This is a genomic window from Rhodothermaceae bacterium (assembly GCA_009838195.1).
Lineage (GTDB): Bacteria > Bacteroidota > Rhodothermia > Rhodothermales > Bin80 > Bin80.
This window is the reverse complement of sequence record VXSC01000018.1, coordinates 250,783-274,114: the sequence shown is the minus strand read 5'-3', so window position 1 is coordinate 274,114 and position 23,332 is coordinate 250,783. Positions and strand designations below refer to the sequence as shown.

The 23,332-nt window shown below is 49.3% G+C and carries 19 protein-coding genes; 8 read left to right on the top strand and 11 right to left on the bottom strand.

Annotation, left to right across the window (positions count from 1 at the left end; genetic code table 11):
- Positions 1-51 precede the first annotated feature (51 nt).
- Positions 52-1,173, top strand: coding sequence for a 6-bladed beta-propeller (locus F4Y64_04185; protein MXX96798.1), 1,122 nt, complete (start codon positions 52-54; stop codon positions 1,171-1,173).
- A gap of 100 nt (positions 1,174-1,273) precedes the next feature.
- Here the strand turns inward: F4Y64_04185 and F4Y64_04180 are convergent, their stop codons facing one another.
- The 5 genes from F4Y64_04180 to rsmB form a co-directional block, all read right to left on the bottom strand.
- Positions 1,274-2,662 carry an NADP oxidoreductase gene (locus tag F4Y64_04180; GenBank protein MXX96797.1) on the bottom strand — a complete coding sequence of 463 codons (1,389 nt, stop codon included), beginning with the start codon at positions 2,660-2,662 and terminating at the stop codon, positions 1,274-1,276.
- A gap of 357 nt (positions 2,663-3,019) precedes the next feature.
- Positions 3,020-3,775 (bottom strand): hypothetical protein, encoded by a 756-nt coding sequence (locus F4Y64_04175; protein ID MXX96796.1) that lies wholly within the window; start codon positions 3,773-3,775, stop codon positions 3,020-3,022.
- Positions 3,776-3,777: 2 nt separating this feature from the next.
- A complete protein-coding gene (locus F4Y64_04170) occupies positions 3,778-5,946 on the bottom strand; it encodes a TonB-dependent receptor (protein ID MXX96795.1) in 2,169 nt (722 codons plus the stop codon).
- A gap of 376 nt (positions 5,947-6,322) precedes the next feature.
- Complete coding sequence (locus F4Y64_04165; GenBank protein ID MXX96794.1) at positions 6,323-7,453, bottom strand: PorV/PorQ family protein; 1,131 nt, start codon at positions 7,451-7,453, stop codon at positions 6,323-6,325.
- A gap of 167 nt (positions 7,454-7,620) precedes the next feature.
- The gene (gene rsmB, locus F4Y64_04160) at positions 7,621-8,937 is read right to left on the bottom strand and encodes a 16S rRNA (cytosine(967)-C(5))-methyltransferase RsmB (protein ID MXX96793.1); all 1,317 of its coding nucleotides are present in this window, start codon (positions 8,935-8,937) and stop codon (positions 7,621-7,623) included.
- 93 nt (positions 8,938-9,030) lie between these two features.
- Here rsmB and F4Y64_04155 point away from each other — a divergent pair, with 93 nt between their 5' ends.
- The 6 genes from F4Y64_04155 to F4Y64_04130 are packed head-to-tail and all read left to right on the top strand — an operon-like array spanning position 9,031 to position 14,647.
- Complete coding sequence (locus F4Y64_04155) at positions 9,031-9,777, top strand: VOC family protein (GenBank protein ID MXX96792.1); 747 nt, start codon at positions 9,031-9,033, stop codon at positions 9,775-9,777.
- Positions 9,770-11,638 (top strand): excinuclease ABC subunit C, encoded by a 1,869-nt coding sequence (locus F4Y64_04150; GenBank protein ID MXX96791.1) that lies wholly within the window; start codon positions 9,770-9,772, stop codon positions 11,636-11,638. The genes F4Y64_04155 and F4Y64_04150 overlap by 8 nt, the downstream gene beginning before the upstream one ends.
- Positions 11,628-12,770, top strand: coding sequence for a sulfite oxidase (locus F4Y64_04145; GenBank protein MXX96790.1), 1,143 nt, complete (start codon positions 11,628-11,630; stop codon positions 12,768-12,770). The genes F4Y64_04150 and F4Y64_04145 overlap by 11 nt, the downstream gene beginning before the upstream one ends.
- Positions 12,770-13,159, top strand: a complete 390-nt coding sequence (locus F4Y64_04140; GenBank protein MXX96789.1) for a cytochrome c — start codon at positions 12,770-12,772, stop codon at positions 13,157-13,159. Before F4Y64_04145 ends, F4Y64_04140 begins: the two co-directional genes overlap by 1 nt.
- 4 nt (positions 13,160-13,163) lie before the next feature.
- Complete coding sequence (locus F4Y64_04135; protein ID MXX96788.1) at positions 13,164-14,108, top strand: nucleoside recognition protein; 945 nt, start codon at positions 13,164-13,166, stop codon at positions 14,106-14,108.
- Positions 14,105-14,647 (top strand): spore maturation protein, encoded by a 543-nt coding sequence (locus F4Y64_04130; protein MXX96787.1) that lies wholly within the window; start codon positions 14,105-14,107, stop codon positions 14,645-14,647. The genes F4Y64_04135 and F4Y64_04130 overlap by 4 nt, the downstream gene beginning before the upstream one ends.
- On the opposite strand, the gene F4Y64_04125 is transcribed toward F4Y64_04130, so the two are convergent.
- From F4Y64_04125 to dcm, 4 genes are all read right to left on the bottom strand, one after another.
- The gene (locus F4Y64_04125; GenBank protein MXX96786.1) at positions 14,644-14,943 is read right to left on the bottom strand and encodes a glycoside hydrolase; all 300 of its coding nucleotides are present in this window, start codon (positions 14,941-14,943) and stop codon (positions 14,644-14,646) included. The two genes, F4Y64_04130 and F4Y64_04125, sit on opposite strands and share 4 nt — an antisense overlap.
- A gap of 228 nt (positions 14,944-15,171) precedes the next feature.
- Entirely contained in the window at positions 15,172-15,621 is a 450-nt protein-coding gene (gene vsr / locus F4Y64_04120; GenBank protein MXX96785.1) for a DNA mismatch endonuclease Vsr, read from the bottom strand.
- A 2-nt stretch (positions 15,622-15,623) separates the two neighbouring features.
- Positions 15,624-16,346 (bottom strand): hypothetical protein, encoded by a 723-nt coding sequence (locus F4Y64_04115; GenBank protein MXX96784.1) that lies wholly within the window; start codon positions 16,344-16,346, stop codon positions 15,624-15,626.
- Positions 16,294-17,247, bottom strand: a complete 954-nt coding sequence (gene dcm, locus F4Y64_04110; GenBank protein ID MXX96783.1) for a DNA (cytosine-5-)-methyltransferase — start codon at positions 17,245-17,247, stop codon at positions 16,294-16,296. Before dcm ends, F4Y64_04115 begins: the two co-directional genes overlap by 53 nt.
- Before the next feature lie 1,267 nt (positions 17,248-18,514).
- Between dcm and F4Y64_04105 the strand changes: the two genes are divergently transcribed.
- The gene (locus F4Y64_04105; GenBank protein MXX96782.1) at positions 18,515-19,828 is read left to right on the top strand and encodes a DNA cytosine methyltransferase; all 1,314 of its coding nucleotides are present in this window, start codon (positions 18,515-18,517) and stop codon (positions 19,826-19,828) included.
- Here the strand turns inward: F4Y64_04105 and F4Y64_04100 are convergent.
- Positions 19,769-20,782: a response regulator gene (locus F4Y64_04100; protein MXX96781.1), complete on the bottom strand. Its 1,014-nt coding sequence runs from the start codon at positions 20,780-20,782 to the stop codon at positions 19,769-19,771. The two genes, F4Y64_04105 and F4Y64_04100, sit on opposite strands and share 60 nt — an antisense overlap.
- Positions 20,743-23,058 carry a sensor histidine kinase gene (locus F4Y64_04095; GenBank protein ID MXX96780.1) on the bottom strand — a complete coding sequence of 772 codons (2,316 nt, stop codon included), beginning with the start codon at positions 23,056-23,058 and terminating at the stop codon, positions 20,743-20,745. The genes F4Y64_04100 and F4Y64_04095 overlap by 40 nt, the downstream gene beginning before the upstream one ends.
- Positions 23,059-23,332: the final 274 nt, after the last annotated feature.

The following is a 23,332-nucleotide window of genomic DNA, read 5'->3' as shown; positions in this document are numbered from 1 at the left end:
ATTGGATCGCGCTAAGGTAGCGCTAATCAGGCAGAACCGTCCTGCTATAAGATCTTAATTCCTTTCTGCATTATCCTCTTGGCTGGATGTGGGCGTAGCACGGGTCCGGTACAGAACGAAGGCGAAGCCACCTCGATCACACTGGAAGAAATCCTTCGACTCGGCGATGAATCTGCAGGGGACACGATCCTGTTTGGTCCGATTGCACAAATCGCGGTCAATGGAGATGGTGACATACTTGTGTCAGAAGGGCAGAGATCCCCATTGGTTCACGTATTCGGACCAGACGGTACCCATCTGAGCCAAGTCGGAGACCGAGGACAAGGACCAGGCGAGTACCAGTATTTAAGTGGTGCCGTCATTGGTGCAGCAGATTCCGTGTATCTGTGGGAATTCGTTACAAACCGGATCCTAATTTATGATCCTGATGACTTCTCCTACGTGCGTAGCGTTGAAGTAAGAGATGATGGAGAGAAACAGTTCAATTCTTTGATCGGTGCCATTGGAGATGGATGGATCATGACCAAGAGTTTGTCTCCTTTTCTGGAATCCGATGATGGCACAATGACGATCAATGACAATACTCACTACGAACTGATCAAGATCAACAGGGATGGAAGTTATGGTACGGACATTATTGGCACCGTAGATGAGTATGAAATGATATACAATCTTGAGGAAGGCGGTGGCATGAACTTTGTCTGGACTCCATTTGGTCGATCACCTTCTTGGGCAGTTGGCCCTGATGATATGCTCTACTACGGTTGGAGCGACAAAATTGAAATCGTGACCGTATCCGCCGACGAATCAACTCGTGATACAATCCGCTATGAGCACGAACCGGTACCAATCACGAGTGCAGAAATGGCTGAAGCAATGCCGGAGGAGCCCCACTATCGGGAATTAGTGGAGGCCCGTGAACCCCACGAGACGAAGCCGGCATTTCAGACTTTTGTGGTGGATGAGGTGAACCGCATATGGATCAAGCTGAGTAGCCCCGAAGATGCGGTTCAGGCGGAGTGGTTAATTCTGAGCCGAGAATCTCATGCAGTCGGTCGTGCTACACTTCCAGTTGCCGTGGATCTTGAGGTGATTCGAGGCGGGCATGCCTATGGTATACACCAAGGGGACGGTGCCGCTCCAATGGTTGTGGTTTATAAGATCCAAGAATGATCCGGGAGTACCAAGCCCCAATAACAGCACAAATTACCTGAGATCTATATCTCTATGAATTGCCAGACGGGCTGGACGCAATAACCTGAGAATCTCTCCTTTAACGCTGAAGTGCCTCCAGCATACTTTGAGTTGAGGTGAATTTCACCCGGGGACGCCCCAGAGGATCACCGGCAGCGGTTTCCAGGCGATCTAGCTCCGTCCAATCATCCCACCGAAAAACACTTCCACACCGATCCTCCAACAGATGGTCAATGGATTCAGGCTCTGTGTACCCGGGATTGAAACAGCGGCCGGCTTCAAGATCTTCCAACATGCTCCGAACAGTTTCCTGTGCATCCGGCTTATTGGTACCGATCACTCCGGTGGGTCCACGCTTGATCCACCCCCCTACGTACACCCCACAGGAAATTCCATCACCCGTGACTCGACCTTGATCACTCGGGATCACAGCCCAGTCATCCCTGAACGGGAGCCCCGGAAGCGGTACTCCCCGATATCCAACTGACCGAAATACGACTTCTGCAGGTAACTCCTCGGTAATACCTGTCGGCTGCGGGCGCAGTCGATCTCCATCGACAACCAGTCTATTTTTGCGAAGTGTTACACCCCCTACTCCACCTGCTCCATCATCATGCAATACCTCAGGCGAAACCAAAAAGCGCAGAGCCAGGCGACGCGGTTTCCCTCTACCTGCCTCTTTTGCAAACCCCTGAATGAGTTCGACTTTCTTAGCAGTCAACCGATTGCCATGGGCCGACAACCATGCTTCGGATCCTGGATCCAACTCCGCTTCTTTTTCCAGGACAAAAATATCCGCACCGGGCAGCTCACCGAGTTCTTTGGCTTCAGGATTGGTAAATGCTGCTTGCGCAGGTCCTCGCCTTCCCAGCATATAGACCTCGCGCACTTGACTTTCAGCCAGTGCTTCCAGCGCGTAATCTGCAATGTCTGTTTTTATTAGCTCGTCAATTGTGCGGCAAAGGATTCGACAAACATCTACCGCCACATTCCCGACCCCTACGACTGCTACACAAGATCTGGACAGATCAAACTGCAAGTCCGTGTAATCCGGGTGACCATTATACCAGGCCACAAAATCTGTAGCCGAGTAGCTGCGGTGTAAATCCTCTCCCGGAATATTCAGTCTGCGGTCCACCTGTGCACCTGTGGAAAAATACACCTGATGATAATGATTGCTCAAGTCCTCAAGGTCAATATCCCTGCCGTACTCGACATTGCCAAAAAACCGAAATCCTTCTTGTGCAGCAATTTTTTCATAGACACGTGTCACATTCTTGATCTTCTGATGATCAGGGGCAACACCGCTGCGAACAAGTCCATAGGGGACGGGAAGTTTGTCATATACATCTACCGCCACAGCGTGAGTTTTTTGTTTCAACAGATGCCCTGCTGCATAGAACCCCGCCGGACCGGCTCCGATGATTGCAATCCTGCAAGGATTCTTTGCACTTCCGATGATAGCCATGTTCTGTCAACGCATTTTAGCCAATTAACCCCAAAGGTATGCCTCTGTCATGAAAACTGGGTAATACGCTGGCACAATTACCATAACGACTCATAAGGATCGGCATTCTCAGAATTATCGGACACATATGCACTGTTCACGAGCCTGAGTGATTTCGGGGAATTTACTGGCTATGGATCATTACATCCGTGCAGTAAGTTGCCTGCTACTATGCCACCGAAGAATCTGGAAAGGTCGGGGGATTTTGTGATCTTTCCTCTGGGAAGAGATACAACATGACTTGCGGCGGGGGTTCCCACTCACCCAACATCCAACTTCCTACGTCTCCTTTTCAGAAGTCTAAATCAACTCTACCTATTAGCTGTCAGGGGTTGTACTCCGAAGATCACGTGACCCATCCGGCTGAACGATGAATTCGAAGGTATAGTAACGTGATGGTCTGTTCGGATCCGGGGGATTTGGATTTCCCTGATAGTAGCCCAGAATGCGCAACGACGCATAGTTACCCGTTGCAGTTTTCATCACAATGGTGCGGCCGGGAATAGGACTGATGAGAAGCTGATCTGGATTGTAACTATACCATCCATTTCCGGAACCTGTACAGATGGCCAGCGTGCTGCCGGGCACAGGTCCTATCGGGGTTTGAACTTCCGGGCAGGTCGTGTTTTCTCCATCCGTCGTGTAGCCGCCGGCCGGTGCCTCGACGACCTCATCAAACAACTGGACAAGGATTTGTGCACTTGCTTCACCAGGACCACTGTCACCTCCGTTGAATATGATCATAGTACCCCTGAAACCTATATCCCAGACTGTTCCCGTGGAATCTGCCTGGCGTTGAGCAGAATCAGTCACCGATGAAGGAAGAACGATCTGATTTGCATCAAGATCATAGAGTGTAAAGAGGTTGTTTGAGATTGACTGTCCAGTTGTCGGATCTCTGCCCGATACCGGGTCAGCTGGCACATCCTCCACCAGCTGGGTTTCAAGTGGAATGGGCTCTGGTTCGGTGCTGGCACTGTCACATGCCCCGATGAATATTGTGATTGCTACTGACGCTAACCAGGCATTTCGAAAAATGGCTGAAGTCTTTCTGATAAGTAGCGTTTGATTCATTTTTAGAAATTAAATTCGAGTGATACATAACCCCGACGCCCGGGAAGTGAAGGTACTAATGTGGGGTATGTGTGATTAAATGCATTATCCAGACCTACCTGCACAACCGCTTCAACGGCCTGGACGACTGTAAACGATTTGGTGACTGCTGCACCCAGTACAGCATAATCGGGGACAAATTCGTCCGATCGATTGGCTAGGTTGTTTCCATCAAGATCCCGATATCCATAGCGACTACGCCATCGACCCTGGATACTGACAATCAAATCAAGATCTCTGTTAATGTAGGCAGCACGAAGTGAGGCGGAGTGGGGCGAGCGCCCGAACATACCTGTGTAATCCCCAAGACCAAGCCGATAATCCCGCCCATTTGGAAGGCGCCCAAACACGGTGCCTTCTTTAAGCGCTGTGACTACTTCGCGATCCCGAGCCTGTAGAAATTGATACCCCAGAGAAATATCAAGCGAACTCTGCTTTACCAGTTGTGACTTTATGCTCGCTTCGAGCTCTACTCCCCGTGTATAGATTCGGGCTAGATTGAAATAACCATATACGAAGGATCCATTGGTTTTCTGGGCCACCGGCTGCGTCTCAATAAGATCCCGAACATTATTGTGGAATGCATTCACCTGAACAGTGAGCCACACGAATGGCTCCACAGATCCACCCAGATTAAATGCGACAGAATTTTCCGCTAACAGGGGATCCAATTGAGATATGGCAAAAAATTTCTGCTCAATTTGCCCCTCTGCCTCTAGCCGCCTGATACCTTCGTCCATTGGCAACGAACCAAATACAGAGTATCCACCGGCTGGATTGGTAAAGGACAGATAAAGCTGGCGGAAAGCAGGAGCTTTGAAACCGCTGCCAACACTTGCACGCAAGCGTATTTTGCCTGATGGACGAACCAGTACGGCAAATTTTGGAGTAACCCTGGCAGCGTAATCGGAATGATTATCAAAACGGACGCTCGTATTGAAATGGAGCAGATCCGAAGCCAGCCATTCATGTTGGGCAAAAAAATAGGCCTGCGTTGATTCTGGATTTGGGTCGCTTCCCGTTTCCCCATATCTACTCCCCCCAATTTGTTCGCCAATCAGCCCACCTCCGAGATTGGTCAGATGCTTTGTATCCCAAAGGACATCCACTTGCATCTCCGCCTTCGCAAGCGTCTGATCGAATTCATCTTCATAGTTGACAAACCCATCATCCTGGCGCCGATGATGGGTCTCTGTCTGATAACTGGTCCCGTAGAGCGTCGTGTTCAGTCGGACTTTATCACTAAGTCGAACTTTGATTTCTGGATGAATACTCCACTCCAAGCGCCGCCCCTCATCGTTGTAACGATCCTCGAGAAGCCCATCTGTCTCAGAGGCAAATACACTCTCCTGATTTTCGATCGTTGCCCGAGCACCCAATCTGACCAGGACACGATCCGAGAAGACCATTCGACTCCGTAAATCCCCAGTCCAATCGGCAAAGGAGGGAGTCGTCGGACCATAGATTCCCGGTGTTAAATCGTAACCATCTGAAGCATACCGATTGACCACAAGCCGTGCACCAAGGCGCTCGCGGCCCCCCTCCATTTGAAGCGTCATATCTGAGGTAGCGTGAGAACCGATACGAAAACTCGCTGATCCTTGCATGCCTTCAGCCGGCGGAGCCGTAATCAAATTCACGACTCCCGCAAGTGCTTCGCTTCCATACAGGGATGAGGACGGCCCGCGTACGATTTCCAAATGACTCAGGCCTTTTACTGTAATTCGGTCCACGTCAAGTGTACCAGCAGTACGACCAATCACCGGCTCACCGTCAAGTAATATGAGCGTGTAATCCGACGCAAACCCCTGCACTTGCAACCCCATACCGTGATCGTCAAACAAAGCCATCCCCATCTCATAAGCCAACACATCACCAAGGCGTATTGCACCCTCACGTTCCATAATATCTGACGTAATCACACTTACAGGCACAGCTACATCCTCAAGAACTTTCTCGGACCGCGTGGCTGTGACAACCATGGGAGCCATCCGTACTGTACGCATTGAATCTGCGCGGCTGGAATCAGACGGCACCTGTTGCGCAGTTGCCGCCCGTGTGCAAAAGAGCATGACTGCACAGACGCCCCAAATTAGTCTCATACAAGAGTGATTACGGTGTTGGGTGATCATTCTTATTTAGATTGAGTCTAAATATACAAAGATCTGCCGTACGAGATCCTATTTTCCTGTCCTGTATGAGTGATTTTTTTGTGAACACGAACTCAAAATGCGCTTGGACGCAGAATCTCGTCTGAACACACTCTTGTACGCTACCATCTCAGAAGAGATGAATCCGAGTGAATCGATGGTGCAACAAGCAGCCAGAACTTCACCTAGCACCATTACAAACACGGCGAGAATATAGATCAATCAGTCGGCCCGCCTCGAATGCCAAATATTTCCGACACTCTGAGATCATCTGGACTGACCTTAAAATCTTTTGCTCCCGGTATCCTTATCCTAGATGGGAAAGGTACCGTAGCTCGCCAATTTTATTGAGGTTCATCTACTCCGATGGCCGGCGAAACTGCGCCCGCTTCCAGGTAAAATGCACCGAAATTCTGTGGGAATATCCCAGATCACTCACAAGGCCCCCAAAATCCCCAAACCCGTAGTCAACGGACAATGGGCCCAGACGAATCCCTGCACCGACAGAAGGAACAATATCCAATCCGTAACTCTCCGTTTGCGCAATACGGTTCACTCCTGCTCGGAGCGCAACAAGATTCCTGAATGAGAACTCCCCACCCAACCTCGGATGGAAGGATAGATCCCCCAGATTGAACGCATTTGCCTGCTGTCCATCAAAAGCGATGTCCACATCTAGGCCAAAGGTTAGGGTACTCTGAGAACTGACTGGTACGATCAAACCCGAGCCCAGTCGAACAACCGGTAATACCAGGAATGTGTCCCCGGTCGGCAATTCCTGATCAAAAACTTCCGAAAATGTGTAAGGTGCTCCAGTATCCGGATTCGTTTCATCAATCGAAAATGCCGATGCATTCACACTCCAGCTCTGGAGCATCGTTGACAAATCCTGTAACTGTACACCGATCATAAACCGGTCTCCATGCCATTGGGCGCCTGCATCAAAACTGTATCCCCATGCATCTGCAAAATCGCCGATCGTGCGCCGGATGATTTTACCTGATGCACCTACCGTAAATCGCTCATTGAGCCGTCGCGCATAACTAAGCAGAAACGCCATGTCTGCGGCGGAGAAGCTGGTGATGTACGACTCCGGATTGGCCTTGGGCTGATTGCGTTCGGCATCCCAGGCGTTGAGGGTGTTTTTGATGTCATTCACACCACTTCGGAAAAAACTCAAACCCACGGTTGAATTGTGACTGATCGGATAAGCTATTCCTGCAAAGTCAAAGGATACAATGCCGGCAAAGCGCTCTGCGTGCATGTAGGCAACTTCAGGATATTCCGTGTGCGCCAGACCTGATGGATTCCAATAGACACTGTTTACATTCCGGGTCTGCGCAACATTTGCACCCCCCATTGCCAATGCCCGGGCATCTACTCCTCCAGCCAGAAAGTCGGCCCCATATTTGGCAATCCTTTGCGCTGATGCGGGAGTGCACCAAATCAGTGTGGCCAACAAGAAAAGAATAAGATGACGCAAGATCATTCAGTTCTGTATCCTGAACTTATACACGGAAACCCCTTGTACTGACACCCCGGTACTTGGACTACGGGCATTGGATTTCTGAAATCCAATTTCTCTTGCTCGGGCTAACGCTCTGTACGTTGCCTCTCGTGTACAGTTCAGGGGTAAATGGCATCTCATGGAGAAATTCACCGGGATTTACGCAGGCGAGCTGCAAATGCCCCATCCATGCCATGACGATGCGGTAAGGTAGCCATGTACCCTTTCGGAGTCACGAGCTCAGCGGGAAGCAAATCCCCCACACGCTCCAAAGTAAAATTGGGATGGCGTTCCAGAAAAGAATCCACCTGCAGTTCATTTTCCTCCGGTTCAATGGAGCAGGTACTGTATACGAGAAGACCACCAGGGCGAACACACGGTACAGCTGCGTCCATTAGGCGTAGCTGCAGTTTGGTGAGATTCACCAGATCTGCTTCTCTTCGCCGCCAACGCAGGTCGGCACGCTTATCCATGACCCCGGTCCCAGTACAAGGCACATCCAGAAGTACACGGTCCGCATGCATTTCTGGAGGATCCAGAAGATCTGCGACCCGTGTGTGAATATTTTCCAGCCCTTGAACATGTGCCAGTTCATCCACCTTCAAAAGCCGGTTTGGATGAATATCCCAGGCATGTAGCTGCCCGCTCCCCTGCATCCGACAGGCCGCAGCCAGTGCCTTGCCTCCCGGCGCCGCGCATGCATCCAGAATGATCTCGTCAGGTTTCGGATCAAGCAATGCTACCACAAGCCCTGCACTCTCATCGTGCACGGAGCATACTCCACGACTCATGTAGCCCTTTCGGATCAGGGGACCCAAAGAAGTGATCTGTAGATAATCCTCTAGGAGAGGTGACGGATTGGCCACTATTCCTTGAGCACTGAGTTCATCCAGAAGCTGTGCCGCATTCGTGTGCGTCTGATTCACACGAATACCATAGATCGGAGCTTCATTATTTCGCTGAAATAGGCGAGTGGCTTCATCTACGCCAAAACGCTTCACATACCTACGAGTGAGCCATGTAGGATGAGACCAGCGAATCGCCAAGTCACGTACCGGATTCCCAGTATTGGGTTCGGGAAGTGTAGTACGGGACCGTACCACAGACCGGAGTACCCCATTTGTTAGCCTTGTAGACAAGCGCATGGATCGCGCCAGATTGACAGTCTCGTTCACCACTGCATGGGGCGGCTCATCCAAAAGAACAATCTCTGCAATTCCCAGCAGCAGAAGCTGTTCTAGAGGTTGTGAAAGCGATTGGGATTTGTTCTTGAGGAAAAAGTGGAGAAGGAATAATAAATATCGTCTCCAACGTGTGACCGTAGACACGAATGCAACCACTCTTGGCCCCGCACCGCGATCGACCAAGCTACGATAAGCTCCATCCTGCGTAATGCGCAGTAAGTGCTGCACCGCATCTCTTCGATCATTCGGTGACCTGATGGCCGATTGGGTTGATGTATTCATAGAGCACGTATACGCAGCACATCCAGTTCTGACACGCAACTGGACACTTTATCCCGTAGTTTGTATAAATTTGCATCCTTTATTCCGCTCCCCATGCTACCCATAGACCACATTGGTGTCGCCGTTCATGATGACAGGGTTATGGATAGCCTGCTCAAAAAACTTGCAAATTCTGCCCCCTCTCTACCTGAGGATATTGATGCGCAGGGTGTTCGGGTGCGGTTCTATGGTGATGGTACCAAACTGGAAACTCTTCAACCTTTGAACGCAGATTCCACCGTTGCCCGCTTCCTCTCAAAACGTGGCGAAGGGCTTCACCATATTGCTTTCAGGGTGGCCAATGCGCAAGCGCAGCTTGAGCGCATGCGCGCAGCGGGGTTTCAACCACTGACTGAAAATCCCATCCCGGGAGCCAACGGAAAGCTTATCTTCTTTTTACATCCGCGCGATACCTGTGGAATCCTTGTGGAATTCTGCCAACCCAACAAACAGTACGCCGTACGATTCGAGTCGTGCAATGAACTGGAACAGCGCATGCTGTCAACCGGTCATTGCATCCCCTGTGATGAAACTCCCGGACATGTTGTGAGCGGTGGACCTGTGCCCGAGAAATGTCGAAGCCTGGTGCTTCATAACGCCTCATCCAAACTGTCTCGGGGAAAGCCTGATGCCCCATCGGTACCGGTTCTCATCAGTGAAGCCAGTTCTGCATCAACCCATGCCCAAGCGCTTCAGGAGCAATGGCCTAAAGCAGAGCTCATCATTCTTCCAGAGAATTCACAGCTTAAGCTACTCCCGACAGCCCTGCTAGATTTCTGGTCATCATTGGAGAATGGGTGAACCTACAACAAATAATGATAGCCTCCAGACTAAAGTGTCTGAGCTGCCGACCAGGTGTGGCGTGTACCAGTTTTTGGATGAGAACCGTAACCCGCTTTACATCGGTAAGGCCATCAACTTGCGTAGCCGTGTCCGATCCTACTTCCGCAAGGATACACATGTGCAGGGTCGCATAAGGCTTCTGATTGCAAAGGCAGTTGATGTCCAAGTGATTGTGACCGATAACGAAGCAGAAGCCCTCATCCTTGAGAACAACCTGATCAAGGAACGGAAGCCACGCTATAACATCGTCCTGAGGGACGGAAAGACTTATCCCTATATCTGTATTAAGAAGGAGCCATTTCCTCGCGTTTTTATTACCCGACGTATCCTTAAGGATGGCTCCAAATATTTTGGCCCCTATACCGACGTGGGAAGTATGAGGCGTGCTCTAGGAATCGTACGGTCCATTTTCAAGCTCCGTACATGCTCATTGGACCTGTCTCCCGAGCCCATTCAGCGTGGCAAGTATCAGGTCTGTCTGGAATTTCATATCAAGAAATGCGCAGGCCCCTGTGTAGGATATCAGTCTGCTGAATCCTATGACGAGACCGTTGCTCAGGTCGAAATGCTCCTGAAAGGCCATACGAGCGCACTGAAGCGTACGCTCCAAGATGCGATGCAAGCCGCCAGTGAACAACAACAGTATGAAGAGGCAGCACGCATTCGGAATCAAATTGATGCCATCGAAACATATGCACAGCGGCAAAAGGTGGTGACAGCGACACCCGTAGATCGGGATTTATTTGCCCTAGCGACTGCACGCGATGAGAATGCTGCCGTTGGTGTCTGTTTTAAGGTTCGGGAGGGGAAAATTATAGGACGTGAACACAAGATCATGCGCCAGATTGAGGGGCATGAGGATTCTGTTCTGATGCAGCGCTACCTCGAAAACTATTACACGCAAACGGCTTTCTTCCCCGAAGAGGTGTTTCTGAATATCCCAACTTCCGAACCGGAAGCCCTCGTGGAATTCCTAACCGCCCAGCGTGGCAAAAAAGTTCTCCTGATTACCCCTCAACGTGGACAAAAGGCAGAGTTGATGCGCATGGTACAGGCCAATGCGGATCTTTTGCTCGGGGAATTTAAGCTGGAATTACTCAAGCGTGGAGAAGACCGTATCCCCTTCGCAGTAAAGGCCCTGCAGTCTGATCTGAGACTAAGCAAGCTACCCAAAAGGATTGAATGCTTTGACATATCCCATCTCGGCGGGACCGGTACAGTTGCGTCGTGCATTGTATTTCATAATGGACGCCCCCGAAAGAGCGACTACCGGAGCTACAAAATCCGCGGCGTCCTGGACGGAAAACCGGATGATTTTCTATCTATGGAAGAAGTCATCCGCCGCCGGTTTCAGCGTATCCAAGACGAAGATGGCCCTTGGCCCGATCTAGTCGTCGTCGATGGGGGAAAGGGGCAACTCTCCAGTGCAATCAAAGCCCTGAAACAAACGGACACGTATGGAAATTTTCCTGTCATAGGACTATCCAAGCGCTTGGAAGAAGTATATTTCCCGGAAGACAAAGAGCCATATCACATTGCAAAGCAAAGTGCCTCATTGCAACTGATTCAGCGTGTTCGGGATGAGGCGCATCGATTTGCAGTTAATCTCCAGCGAAAACAACGAAAGAGTCGTCTATTACATTCGGAGTTGCTAGACATCCCGGGAGTCGGCCCCAAGACCGTGCAGAAACTGATTCGAGCATTCGGGTCCGTCCGAAAAATCAAACATGCTGATCAAAGATCACTCAAGAATATTGTTGGTCCGTCTCTGGCAAAACAGATTGAAGCGTATTTTTCGAAACAAGTGAATGTCCCGTAACCGCCGAAATTTTCTCAAAACAGTGGGATCCATCAGCCTCATCGGAGGCTGTACCAGTGCCGAGGATGCGCCCGAGGCCTTCTTCAAGGATCCAAAACCATTCGTGCAGCATGGCACGGCCAACTTGGAATCCAAGCTGGAGAATCAGGAAAGCTTTCTGACCCCGGTAGAGGAGTTCTTTGTTCGTAATAATGATGTGAGTCTTGATATCCCCGTGGATGATTATCGCCTCACGGTGGAAGGGACCGCGATTGAGACCCCTCTCACCCTTTCTTATGAGGATCTCCGATCCATGCCGAGCCGAACCGTTTTTGCCTACCTAGAGTGTGGTGGGAATCAGCGCGCTTTCTTTGGCTCATTACTTGGCAAAGTCGCAACGGGAACCCAATGGAAGCGTGGTGCAGTTGGGATGGCCGAGTGGACCGGCGTTCCACTCATTGAGGTGCTCCAGGCAGCAGGAATCCAGGAATCTGCAGAGGCTGTCCAACTGATTGGGATGGATCAAGGTGCTCCAGAGGGAGGATTCAGGCGACCATTGCCTGTGAGCAAAGCGATGGACCCGGATACACTCTTGGTGCTGCGCATGAACGGAGTTCCGCTTCCTAAAGATCATGGCGCACCCGTACGCGCATTAGTGCCCGGATGGGTTGGTAGCAGCAGCGTCAAATGGCTCGGCCGGATTGAAGTATCGGACACGCAGATATGGAGCCGGAACAATACGACCTCCTACGTACTGATCGGGGAGGATTACCCTCCCGAAGGACAGGCCCGCGGGCAGGTCGCCAATAAGCAATCGCTCAAGAGCACGTTAGCCCTGCCGTGGCCAGCCGTGCTAAGAAACGGGGTTCACCGCATCTATGGGTATGCCTATGGCCCGGATGGCCCAATTGCTCAGGTCCGCTGGAGCGATGATGGCGGCAGTTCTTGGAAGGATGCAAAGCTATTAGAGCCTCGCATGCGCTATGGTTGGACACGATTTGAACTTGACTGGAATGCAACACCTGGTCAACACATCATCATCACCTCTGCTGTGGACGCTTTGGGAACGGAGCAGCCCGAAACTATCCCGCACAATGAAAAGGGCTACTTGTTCAACATGCGGTTACCCCATCCCATTCAGGTAGTGAGTTGATGCGGATCATGTTTGGACTGACATCCGTCCTGATTGCCGCTTCCGCCTGTTCAAACCCGGATCCCGAGTTGCAGCAAAGACTTGGCAGTGCCGTCTACTCCACCTATTGCCATAGTTGTCACGAAGCTCCCGGAACTGGCCCACGACTGACCCCTGCAGTTCTTGCCTCCCGACTCGATGCAGCCAAGCTCTATACCTACAATCAACAGCAGATGCCCTATAATGCGGCGGAAACGCTCTCAGATGAGGACTATCTGAATGTGACTGCGTGGCTTCTTGTACGTGCAAACCTGCTCGGACCAAACACCACACTTAGTATGCGCAATATGGAAACTGTTTTACTCTCCCCTCCAACCGAAGAGGTATCCCCTTCCACGCCCAAACCTTGAGCCTATGTTGAATCATATCTGGGGTGGACTGATTGTCCTGAGTCTGGTATTCGCTCTGACGAGTGATCTAACGGATTTTGTGCAGGATACCTACCGTAACGGCACCCCTCTGCCCATCACGGTCACGTTTGATGAGGAGTACAATGCCGATGCCCGTCGACAATATGTAGACGTACAGCTCTTGGGAAGTGATCTTGCGACCCACTACGGAGACAGCTCTATCACTGGTAACACCTGGCCTGGTATACTTCTTCAGACGTCTGCGGGACGTGAACTCCGGTTTGCAGCAGAGGCCTCCCTCGCAGAGCCTCTGCAAACGGTCTGCCAGGAAACAGGTCAGGATGACTGTCGTGGTGCCTTGCAGGGCACCCCCACCGGCGCCGAATGGCAAACGGCCATCACTTTTGGTCCCGTGCGCTGGGTCAAGATGAATGCCATAGCCTCTGCTGCACTGGATTTTGCCAGGACAGCAGTCACCCTGGCCCTTGGACTGATTGGAGGCCTGGGGCTGTGGATGGGGCTTCTCAAGATCGCAGAAGCATCCGGCATGCTCCATGCATTGGTCCGCTTCACGCAGCCGCTCATCCGACCACTCTTCCCGAAAGTCCCCAAGGATCACCCCGCTCTAGGGATGATCGTCCTCAACCTTTCTGCGAATATGCTGGGAATGGGCAATGCAGCCACACCCCTCGGCATCAAAGCCATGCAAGAGCTTCAGACACTCAACGAAACCGAAGACACCGCAACAGACCCGATGGTCATGCTGCTCACCATGAATACCGCCAGCGTACAGATCCTTCCCCCAGTCACGCTGGTTGCCATCATGGGGCTGCAAATCAACCAGCTGTTTTTCTCCATCCTGATTACGACCGCACTTTCCCTGATCGTGGGGATTACTGCTGTCAAGCTTTTAGGACGGCTCAAACGCTACCGCGAGGTGACACCATGAATATAGTACAGGTATTTCTGGACTACGCATCTGCACTGGTCCTACCGGCAATCCTGATCGGCTTCCCGCTCTACGGGATGATCCGCAAGGTTCGTGTCTACGAAGTCTTTGTGGACGGTGCCAAAGAGGGGTTTCACGTCGCCGTAATGATCATCCCCTATTTGATCGCAATCCTTTTTGCGATCGGGATGTTTCGCGCCAGCGGCGCAATGGACTTCCTAACCGACCTCCTTCGACCTGTCGTCGGATTGATCGGCATCCCCGCTGAGGTAATCCCCATGGGTATAGTCCGTCCGTTGACGGGATCTGGATCCGTCGGGATTGTCCTAGACATGATCAACCAGTTCGGCGAAGATTCCATCTTCGTCAAAATGGTCGCCACCATGTTCGGCTCCACCGAAACCACGTTTTATGTGATTGCGGTCTACTTTGGTGCCGTGAATATCCGAAAAACGCGTCACGCCGTTCCAGCGGGGCTCATTGCAGATGTATTCGCAATGATTGCCGCGGTCTACGTCGTCCTATTCCTGTTCGGTTAAAGCGTCAGGACGCTGTTATCCGAATAGTGTGGATTCGGCTCATACGTGTCGGCTTGGGGCTCGTTATGCCATCTGTGTCCGTCAATGAAGTAACGGAATTCAATTTTGGAGCCCGGCTTGAACGATAGTGCCTTTGTCCAGACACCTTTACGATCGTTGCGGGTCATCGGATGCTCCGTCGCGTCCCAGTTATTGAAACTTCCAACGATGCTGGCACTGTGCTGAGCTTCCTCCAGAGGAAGTTCAAACGTGACACGTACTGAGCGCCCTTTAGGGCTGACTTTTTTGATAATCATGAGATTGCAAAAATTTATGACGCCCCTGTTTACGGTCTTTTGAGATTTGGTTTCAATGGAAGCGCTTGCATGCTTGAAAAAAATTATTTTTGGCTCGATTTGCACTCAAAAATGAGGTTTTATCGCAGATCAAATTAACGTCCACACCATATGGCTTTCCTTGGCAGCACACGAGTTCGCGGTGGGAGCGTTGCCCATGTGCTCAAAATTTGCTTGTAATCGGCTGTTTCACGGATTCATTTGTCCACTTCCATTTTTTGGTCCACGCATTACGCTATGCGCGTCCAGCCAAGCTGCCACGGAGTCCAATGATTTTGGCTGTCTTAAGTCGCATTCCCAAACTGTCAATACATTCCATCCCGCCGCCTCAAGATCGTTGCGGTTTCGTTCGTCACGCGCCATATTTCCTTTGATCTTAGGCCCCCAGTATTCGCGCCTAGTTGTCGGAAGCGCGTTAGGTCTACAGCCATGTCCGTGCCAAAAACAACCGTGCACGAAGATCACGCATTTTCGGGAAGGGAACACAATGTCTGGTTTCCCGGGCAAATCTTTTCGGTGTAATCGAAACCGGTAGCCGAGTGCATGCAGTTGCCGTCGCACGAACAGTTCGGGCTTCGTGTCCTTAGAGCGAATAGCCGCCATTATCTTGCTACGCTGTTTCGGAGTGAGTCGATCCATGGCTACCTTATGATCTGTACCCAATCTTCGGCAAAACCAACGTTCTGCAGTACTGCTTCAAGACTAGCCACTCCAGGACGCTGGACGATTCTGAATCGTCTCCCACTGTCCGGTACCGATTCTTTGATCGTAAACTGTCCCCCATGTGGCTGCCAAGTGAACCTGTGGCCACTTTTCCCATACCCTTCCAGATTGTTGTTGCGGTTAACTTCCCATTTGTAATCATTCACGGGAAATATGACCATAGGCCGCTCAAAATAAGTGAACTCAAGTCGACTCATATTGCGCACCAACACACCCAAGCGTATGTCACTGTGCTGTATCTGTGTCTCGGCCAACCGCTGATTACAAATGGAAAGAACCGATGCCCCCGTGGCAGAAATATCTACATAAGGATCGGATATCCCACTCGAAAAATTCGGATCATTTCGTCCTGAAATTAGTCTGACGGTGCGCGTATTAAGGGGGTCGCGCGCTTTAACGGTTTTGAGCGACCAGCAACAACCGTTCCACGAAACGTCGGCCAAGCCCAATGGGCTGGCGTGATTGACCCCTTCTATGGATTCCGCGAATATCCTTGACCAATCGTCGCCGGACAATTCAGCACGGCCACTAGCTAGCTGGTAAACGATTCGCTGGCAGATCCTTAATACGACAGCCTCGGTGGGCTGGTTAAGCGGATACGGTTCGCGCTTCTGGAACCCGCCACGTACTCTTGTTTGCATCTAGCACCTCGTTTATGACTGCTTGAACCATAGGGACGGGGACGGCATTCCCCACCTGTTTCCTAATCTGGCTATCATTGCCAATTATATCAAAGCTGTCTGAAAATCCCTGAAGCCGTAACATTTCTCTAGGTGTAAGCCTGCGCTCGCCATTGACCAGTAAGTAATTATAAGACGCGCCAGCCCGAAGTGCACACGAATATGGGTGACTGCTAATGTTGCCGCCCTTATTCTCGTGCCAGATCGACGGTGCGATCTGGGGAGTGTGAGCCGCCTTTCGCTTATCTCGTATGTAGTCGCTTGCCAAAAACCTGGCGTCCGGGTCGTCCTCAAGAATTTCAGACAACGGCTTATATTTTCGCGCAGAAACGGGCCACTTGAATTGATCCATTGTCTGCTGTTCAAGGAAACCGACAATTATCGTTCGTTCTCGCTTCTGAGGGAGGCCATAATTCAAAGCATTCAAAATTCGCCAGTCGCAGTTATAGCCGGATTCTCCCAATTCGCATAGAAGCGAGCGGATTACTGCGCCCTTGCCAATTGTGGCGAACTGGCGAACATTCTCGAGGACAAACGCCGCCGGTTGCTTTGCCCGAAGCACGCGGACAATCTCAAATGCCAAGAGACCTCTGGAATCCCCTAGCCCCTTCCTGTCGCCGATAATGCTGAATGGCTGGCACGGAAATCCGGCAAACAGCAAATCATGATCTGGTATATCCGTGGCCACCACATCATAAATGTCCCTCTCTGGTTCAAGTCCGAAATTCTCCTTGTATTGTCTGCACGCCGCCTCATCAATATCACAAGCGAAAACGCAGCGCAGGCCCAAGTTAGCAGCCGCGTAGTGAAAGCCCCCAATACCGCAAAACAAGTCAGCAAACGTCTCCATTTTCATTGCCATCAATTCCCTATAAAGAATTCGCCTTCCAACAAGCCCCACCAACACATAATGCATTTGGCCACAGTGCCCAACAGGTACATGTTTTGCTTGCCCACAGGTTGCACTACATATCGATTCGAGTGCCTCTTGCAAATCTGGTGATGCGTGCCTTGCAACGTCCATTTGAACCCGACCCAGAAACTCTCCATACCACCGACGTGCGCCCAACCGTTAACGTATCCTAAAACCGAGTGTGCAACCGTATTACGTAGAGGATCTATGTTCTTGCAGCTACTGGTAGAGTCCGCGTAAAGCTGCGCTCTGATCAACCCAATAGTCCCGTCCCTCATAGTGGCTACGGCGGTTTTACTCGCTGGCCCTCGGCCCATTCTGGCCTTTTTCCGCTCGTGCTTGTTCTTCTCAAGACTGTCGAAGTATACTTCAACCGGAGCCTCAAATAACATCCTACTAGGGATTAACCCTTCTCGAATCCGTTGAAGCATAAACCATGTAGTTGCCTGACAAACATCAACGTATCTAAATAACTTCATAAAGAAAATACCCTTCAGACTGGTGCGATTCAGGCAGATCGCCCACACCCATATCTTCAAAGGAACCGTGATTTCTCCATTGCCGTATTCGTTTTGAAGCTGAAGCATTTTCTTCAGTTGCGAAATTCGAGTCCCATGGTATTGTGCTTGCATCGATACACTTTCTCACTTTCGTATCGATGGATGTTAATTCACTGTCCGGACAATGGAAATTCTCACTCCATCGTTGAGTTGTTGCTTCATCGGGGTTCCTTTTCGGTGAACTCCAAAATGGTAGCACCCTTTCAGTGTAAAGGACCAAAACCCAACATTAATATACAACTTCCGAATTAGTGTTCGTATATTACCTAAGGTGCGTTTTTTCGATTTTTCAACTTAAACATATAAATTCCTTTGTTTTGAGTATCGTGAAGCAGGTCCTAAGCTGTGACTTTAATTATCCGTGGAACCGAGTGGGCCACTATCGGATGTATATGCCAAATACGGGACCACGCGTGCCACGAAGACCGTCACAGAGCTACTAGTGCAGGTGATCTCTTGTTGAATCGGTCGACAATTATGTTCCTCTCGCCCTGCGGAAAATAAATCAGGAGGAGCGCCAATTAACCTAGCGAATAGTGATCCCGTATGAAGAGAAGCCTTCTTCATCTCAGGAGCTCGTCGAATTCGCAATGCGGTGCCAACGGTACAACGTTTCCAGTGTACGGCGTACGACTACCCAAAACTCATGATTCTCCATGACAAATAGCAACGGTGGTGCGGTCATTGAATGCTGTAAAGGGTTTTTGTCCTCCCCAACGTACATTGATGTCTTTTCCGGCTGTGGAGGCCTTAGCCTTGGCCTTGCACGTGGAAACTGGAGGGGATTACTAGCAGTTGAGAAAGATCCGTGGGCCTTTAATACGTACAAACACAACTTAATTGAAGGAAAGTACCGTAATAGTTTCGATTGGCCCGACGGAATTGAACTTAAACCCTGGGACATCCAGAAATTGCTAGATACACATACACATGAGCTGTCACAGATGGCGGGTGCGGTGGATCTGGTAGTTGGAGGGCCCCCATGTCAGGGTTATTCTATGGCAGGAAGAAGAAATCAGGCTGATCCTCGTAATCGCCTATACGAGGCGTACATTCAGCTATTGCATTTGGTCCAGCCTAGCCTAATTTGTTTTGAAAATGTCACCGGATTCACCAACAACTTCCCCGTTGATGCCGAAGAATCAATTCGAAATTTTGCTACCGAACTTGAACGGAAATTAGAAAATAAGTACACAATTAATAGCACAATTATCAATACACGAGACTTTGGTGTTCCCCAGGCGCGAAAGCGGTACATCCTCGTAGGCGCGAATAAAGATATGCAGTCTGCTTCCCGCATTCATGATTTCTTTCTCGAGCTCAGTCAAAATGTAGAAATATTTCTTAACTCAAAGGGACTTCCCCACTGTCCAACAGTCAAAGACGCTATTGGGGATCTAGAATTGTCTGGCAACGGCAAGTCCCCAAGCATTCAATTCCCTGGATTTGATTCAATTCGATATAAATCACCTCAGACATCATATCAAATCGGGATGCACGACGGTTTAGATGGTACACCATCAGACTTAAGACTTCCACGTCACAGGAAACATATAATAGAGCGATTTGAGTCGATTATCTCGCACTGTAGGGAAGACGGGTGCCCCGGTGTAACCGTTCCAGAAAAAATACGGGAGATGCACGGACTGAAAAAGCACACGGTTCGTATCCTTAAATCCCAAGGAGTAGCTCCGACACTCACAAGCCTGCCAGAAGATTTATTACATTATTCAGAACCTAGAATACTCACTGTTAGAGAATATGCGCGACTACAATCGTTTCCAGACTGGTTTTCTTTTAAAGGCAATTATACGACCGGAGGGCATAAGAGAAGCCAAGAAACACCGCGATATACTCAGGTAGCGGATGCTGTCCCGCCACTTGTATCGGAGCAAATTGGCATCATTCTGTTAAGCATCCTCACGAATGTCCCTCCCCGGAAGCTTCTGGAGGAGATTATTGCAGATTGATTTGATTTCTTCTTTAGTCTCCCATAAAGTACGACGGTAACCGATCATCCACTCCTCATCTATCTCTGAGGGAGACTCCCCTGTTTTCTTAAAACAGAGGACAGGAGGCTGCCCCTGAACTTGCTTTTCTACAGCGTGGGCAAGGATGTTACGAGGCTTGAGCACTTTGTTATTGTATTTCCATAATTGCCGATCACTCTTCTTCTTACTCCGACCCATGACCCCTATCTCTTGCAAAAGCCAAATGATCAGTTGATAAATTTCTGCTGATGTAACCGTTTTACCATCTTCTAGGATTTTCGAAAGAGAGTCCTTCTCGAACCTTTTTACTGTTTTCTCGAAATGAGTGGTTTTTTTATCTGCTAATTTTCCCTGTATGCGTGTTGCCAGCTCTTGTAGATCAGCATTGGCACTATCCTCGAAAATATCAATCAAGGTTGTCAGCATTTCCACATCTATTTCCGCCACTTCCGCCATCGCGATACCTCGCATGAAGTTTACGTTCGTAAGCTTTCCAATGACGATATCAGTAACACCGATTAGAGCTTCACCAAGATTTTCACGTGTACTAAGAAACACTCCATCAACTGCGGCCTCCGACAACTCCGATCGAAGATTTGATAATCCTGCCTGCCCCGAGTAAAAGATCAATTCATTGTATTGATTTTTATTGCGAAAGTACTTAGCCTCTTCTATACCGTTCATATTCGGATCACCCAAGTTGAAGTCAATAATCGCAAGATCATATGCCCCTGATTCATAATTGCCAAGCGAAGATGTATCACCAGATTCTATGGCCACTACATCATACTTCAAACGAAATCCTTTCTCTTGCAGATGGTCGTCCAGAAGGGCAATAGCACCAGAGATTGTAGCCGGTTGGTCGTCAACGACCAAAAGCGAGAAGGTTAATGTCATTTCGGGATGCGAATACTGATGGACGCACCCGACCATTCTTTAGATTGTCCCGTGCGTGACAACGAAATTGATCCGTTCAGTGAACGAACTACATCGGCAACATGGTAAAGACCAAGTCCTGCACCTGATGTAGTAGTAGTCCCCTTTTCAAGTACGGTGTCAAGTGGATCAATCTCCGCTGCCCACCCATCTCCATTATCGGCTACATTAACAACAAGTTGTTCAGATCGCTTTTCTGACGATATTACGCTCAAGAACAGACACAGACGGGTAGCCGAGGCCTTAACGGAATTTGTTACGAGGTTATCTATCAGTATTGCAATATCAATCGGTTGATACTCCACGACAAACTGGGGTAACGGTTCACTTACGATCACCTCAATCCCTCTTGATTTCCACAGTGGCGATACATGCTCAACGTAGTCATGAATGTACAAAGCAATATCGTCTCTTGTTTTTACTGCTTGGTGTACGTATCCACTCTTTGTTGCAAATTGAGCGGCCGAGAGAATCTGACTATTTCTGAAGGAGATTACATTCAAGGATGAGAGCAAATCGTTGTAGCTAATGTCGATTGTTTTTTTTGCCTTTTTGATCAAGCGCAAAATATGATGTTTCACATCAGAGGAATACATAATGATTTGATGATGTAAATTTAAGACAGTATCGTGATCAAGCGACGAGGCTGCCACTAAAAATCTATTGCGCTTACGCTCCTTGTCTACCTGTTTTTTGGCCTTTTCCGCTTCCTTTTCTGCACGAATTGCCCTTTTCACTGCCTTTTTTTGAATCTTGTCCGCCTCCTGCTTTTCACGAGCCAATTCACGAACACTATCCTTGACTGCTCTAATATAATCTGTAAGTTTCGGGTCGGATATTTTTCCAGCTAACTGTTCCATAGCATCCATCGACGTTTTGAAATGATCGGACCTTTGACTTACTATTCGAACAAGATCTGGGTTGAATCCGATTATTTCGACACCCTCTGTGGCCGCTAAGCGTGAAACAAGACTAGTAATCAGAGCACTACTTTCGTCTAACTTCATTCGTGAAATAGTATCCTCATCCTTATCTAACTTATCCTTCCAGGAAATATCCACGACGTACCGCTCAAGGCGTATAACACATTTTTCGAGCACGCACTTTTGCAACTCACGTGCCTCGCGAGTCAATATGAGCCCTTGATCCCGGCTTGTAGCTTCATCAATGCCCTTAATCCCTTTGACATCTACTACACCAATCAGGTCTCGAGTACCTAGGTAGCGACTCCATCCCTGTTGTTTTCTACGGCTCAAACCAAAGAAGTCGTTCGTCTCGTTTCCGATGGGGTATACTCGAAACCCATTGCGGAACAGGAATATTGATCCAAAGTCCCTACTTCTTAGCCCCATTTTCCTGGCAAATATGACTTTTGCGCTTCGATTCAGAAAACTAATTTCAGCCCGAAATTCTGATTCATAGAGCGACTCGAAAGTGTTGGGTTCACTTATTTGGTATATCATCTCTCCGCGATCAACTAACTCAGTTTCAACCCGTTGACCTTCGTCAGAAAAATGAACGGAGAGAGTAGTCGTCCGTTGTTTCAAGATGTCCATCACCTTGTTTTGTACGGGACCATTAATTTTTTTCACAGGATCTGACTCCTGCTTATCGGCATCTGATTCCTTGCGGGCTTCTATCTCAATCGAAAACTTAGGCGAAATCTCTTCTATTGGATTTATAAGTTTGGCTAATTCCAATTTCAGTTGCACCAGTCGTTGCCTGTCCCAAGATGTGCGCAATTGAGTAATATGTAACACTGTTCCAGTCTCAGCAGCCAGCAAATCGTTTTCTTGTGAGCCTGGTCGGAGTTGTGACAAGTCACATTGTATGTTCGCAAAATCTTCCTGTGCGTCTACCTCATATTTTGTCCAGTCAGTAGTCAATTTGTATGTAGGACGATTTTTGGCTTTGGATAAGAGAACTAGAGATTTACCCAGGCGATCACAAGAGAAACGACCTACACCTTTGGTGCCGGCAAAATCACGTCTCCCTTTACGTATTGAATCTCTGTAGTCAACATCTTCTGTTCCATCTCGTTTTGCAGAATATGCAACAAAGAGCCACTTGTTAATTATGTCATGCCTTGACATTCCCTTACCGTCGTCAATAATATGAATACTATCGCTCCCAAAGCGAAGTATGACTTTGTTGGCGTGGGCATCGAACGAGTTCTTAACCAGTTCAAAGACTGCGACAAATTCATTAGTAATAAGCCCCCGTCCGATGAGGTCTTTCAGGCCAGTACTCACACGAAAGCTATGTCTTGACATTGAAGCAATTTATTTCTTAAGATGGCTCTACCGCAAATGTTGTGGACATAAGATCTAGTGTAGATCTGAAGTTCTCAAATTTTGTGTATCCTTTTCCGACTGTATGACTTCCCGAATCGTTCCGTTGAGTCGCTCCACTTTAGCATTGAATGTACTTGCCAAATTGCATTGCAAGCACCTTTGACGTGTTGTTCAAACGTCTCGGCCATCCTCATGATCTCCTTTACGGCTGCACCTTTCACACTTGCAAACCAGAACTCAAAACACTTCTTTG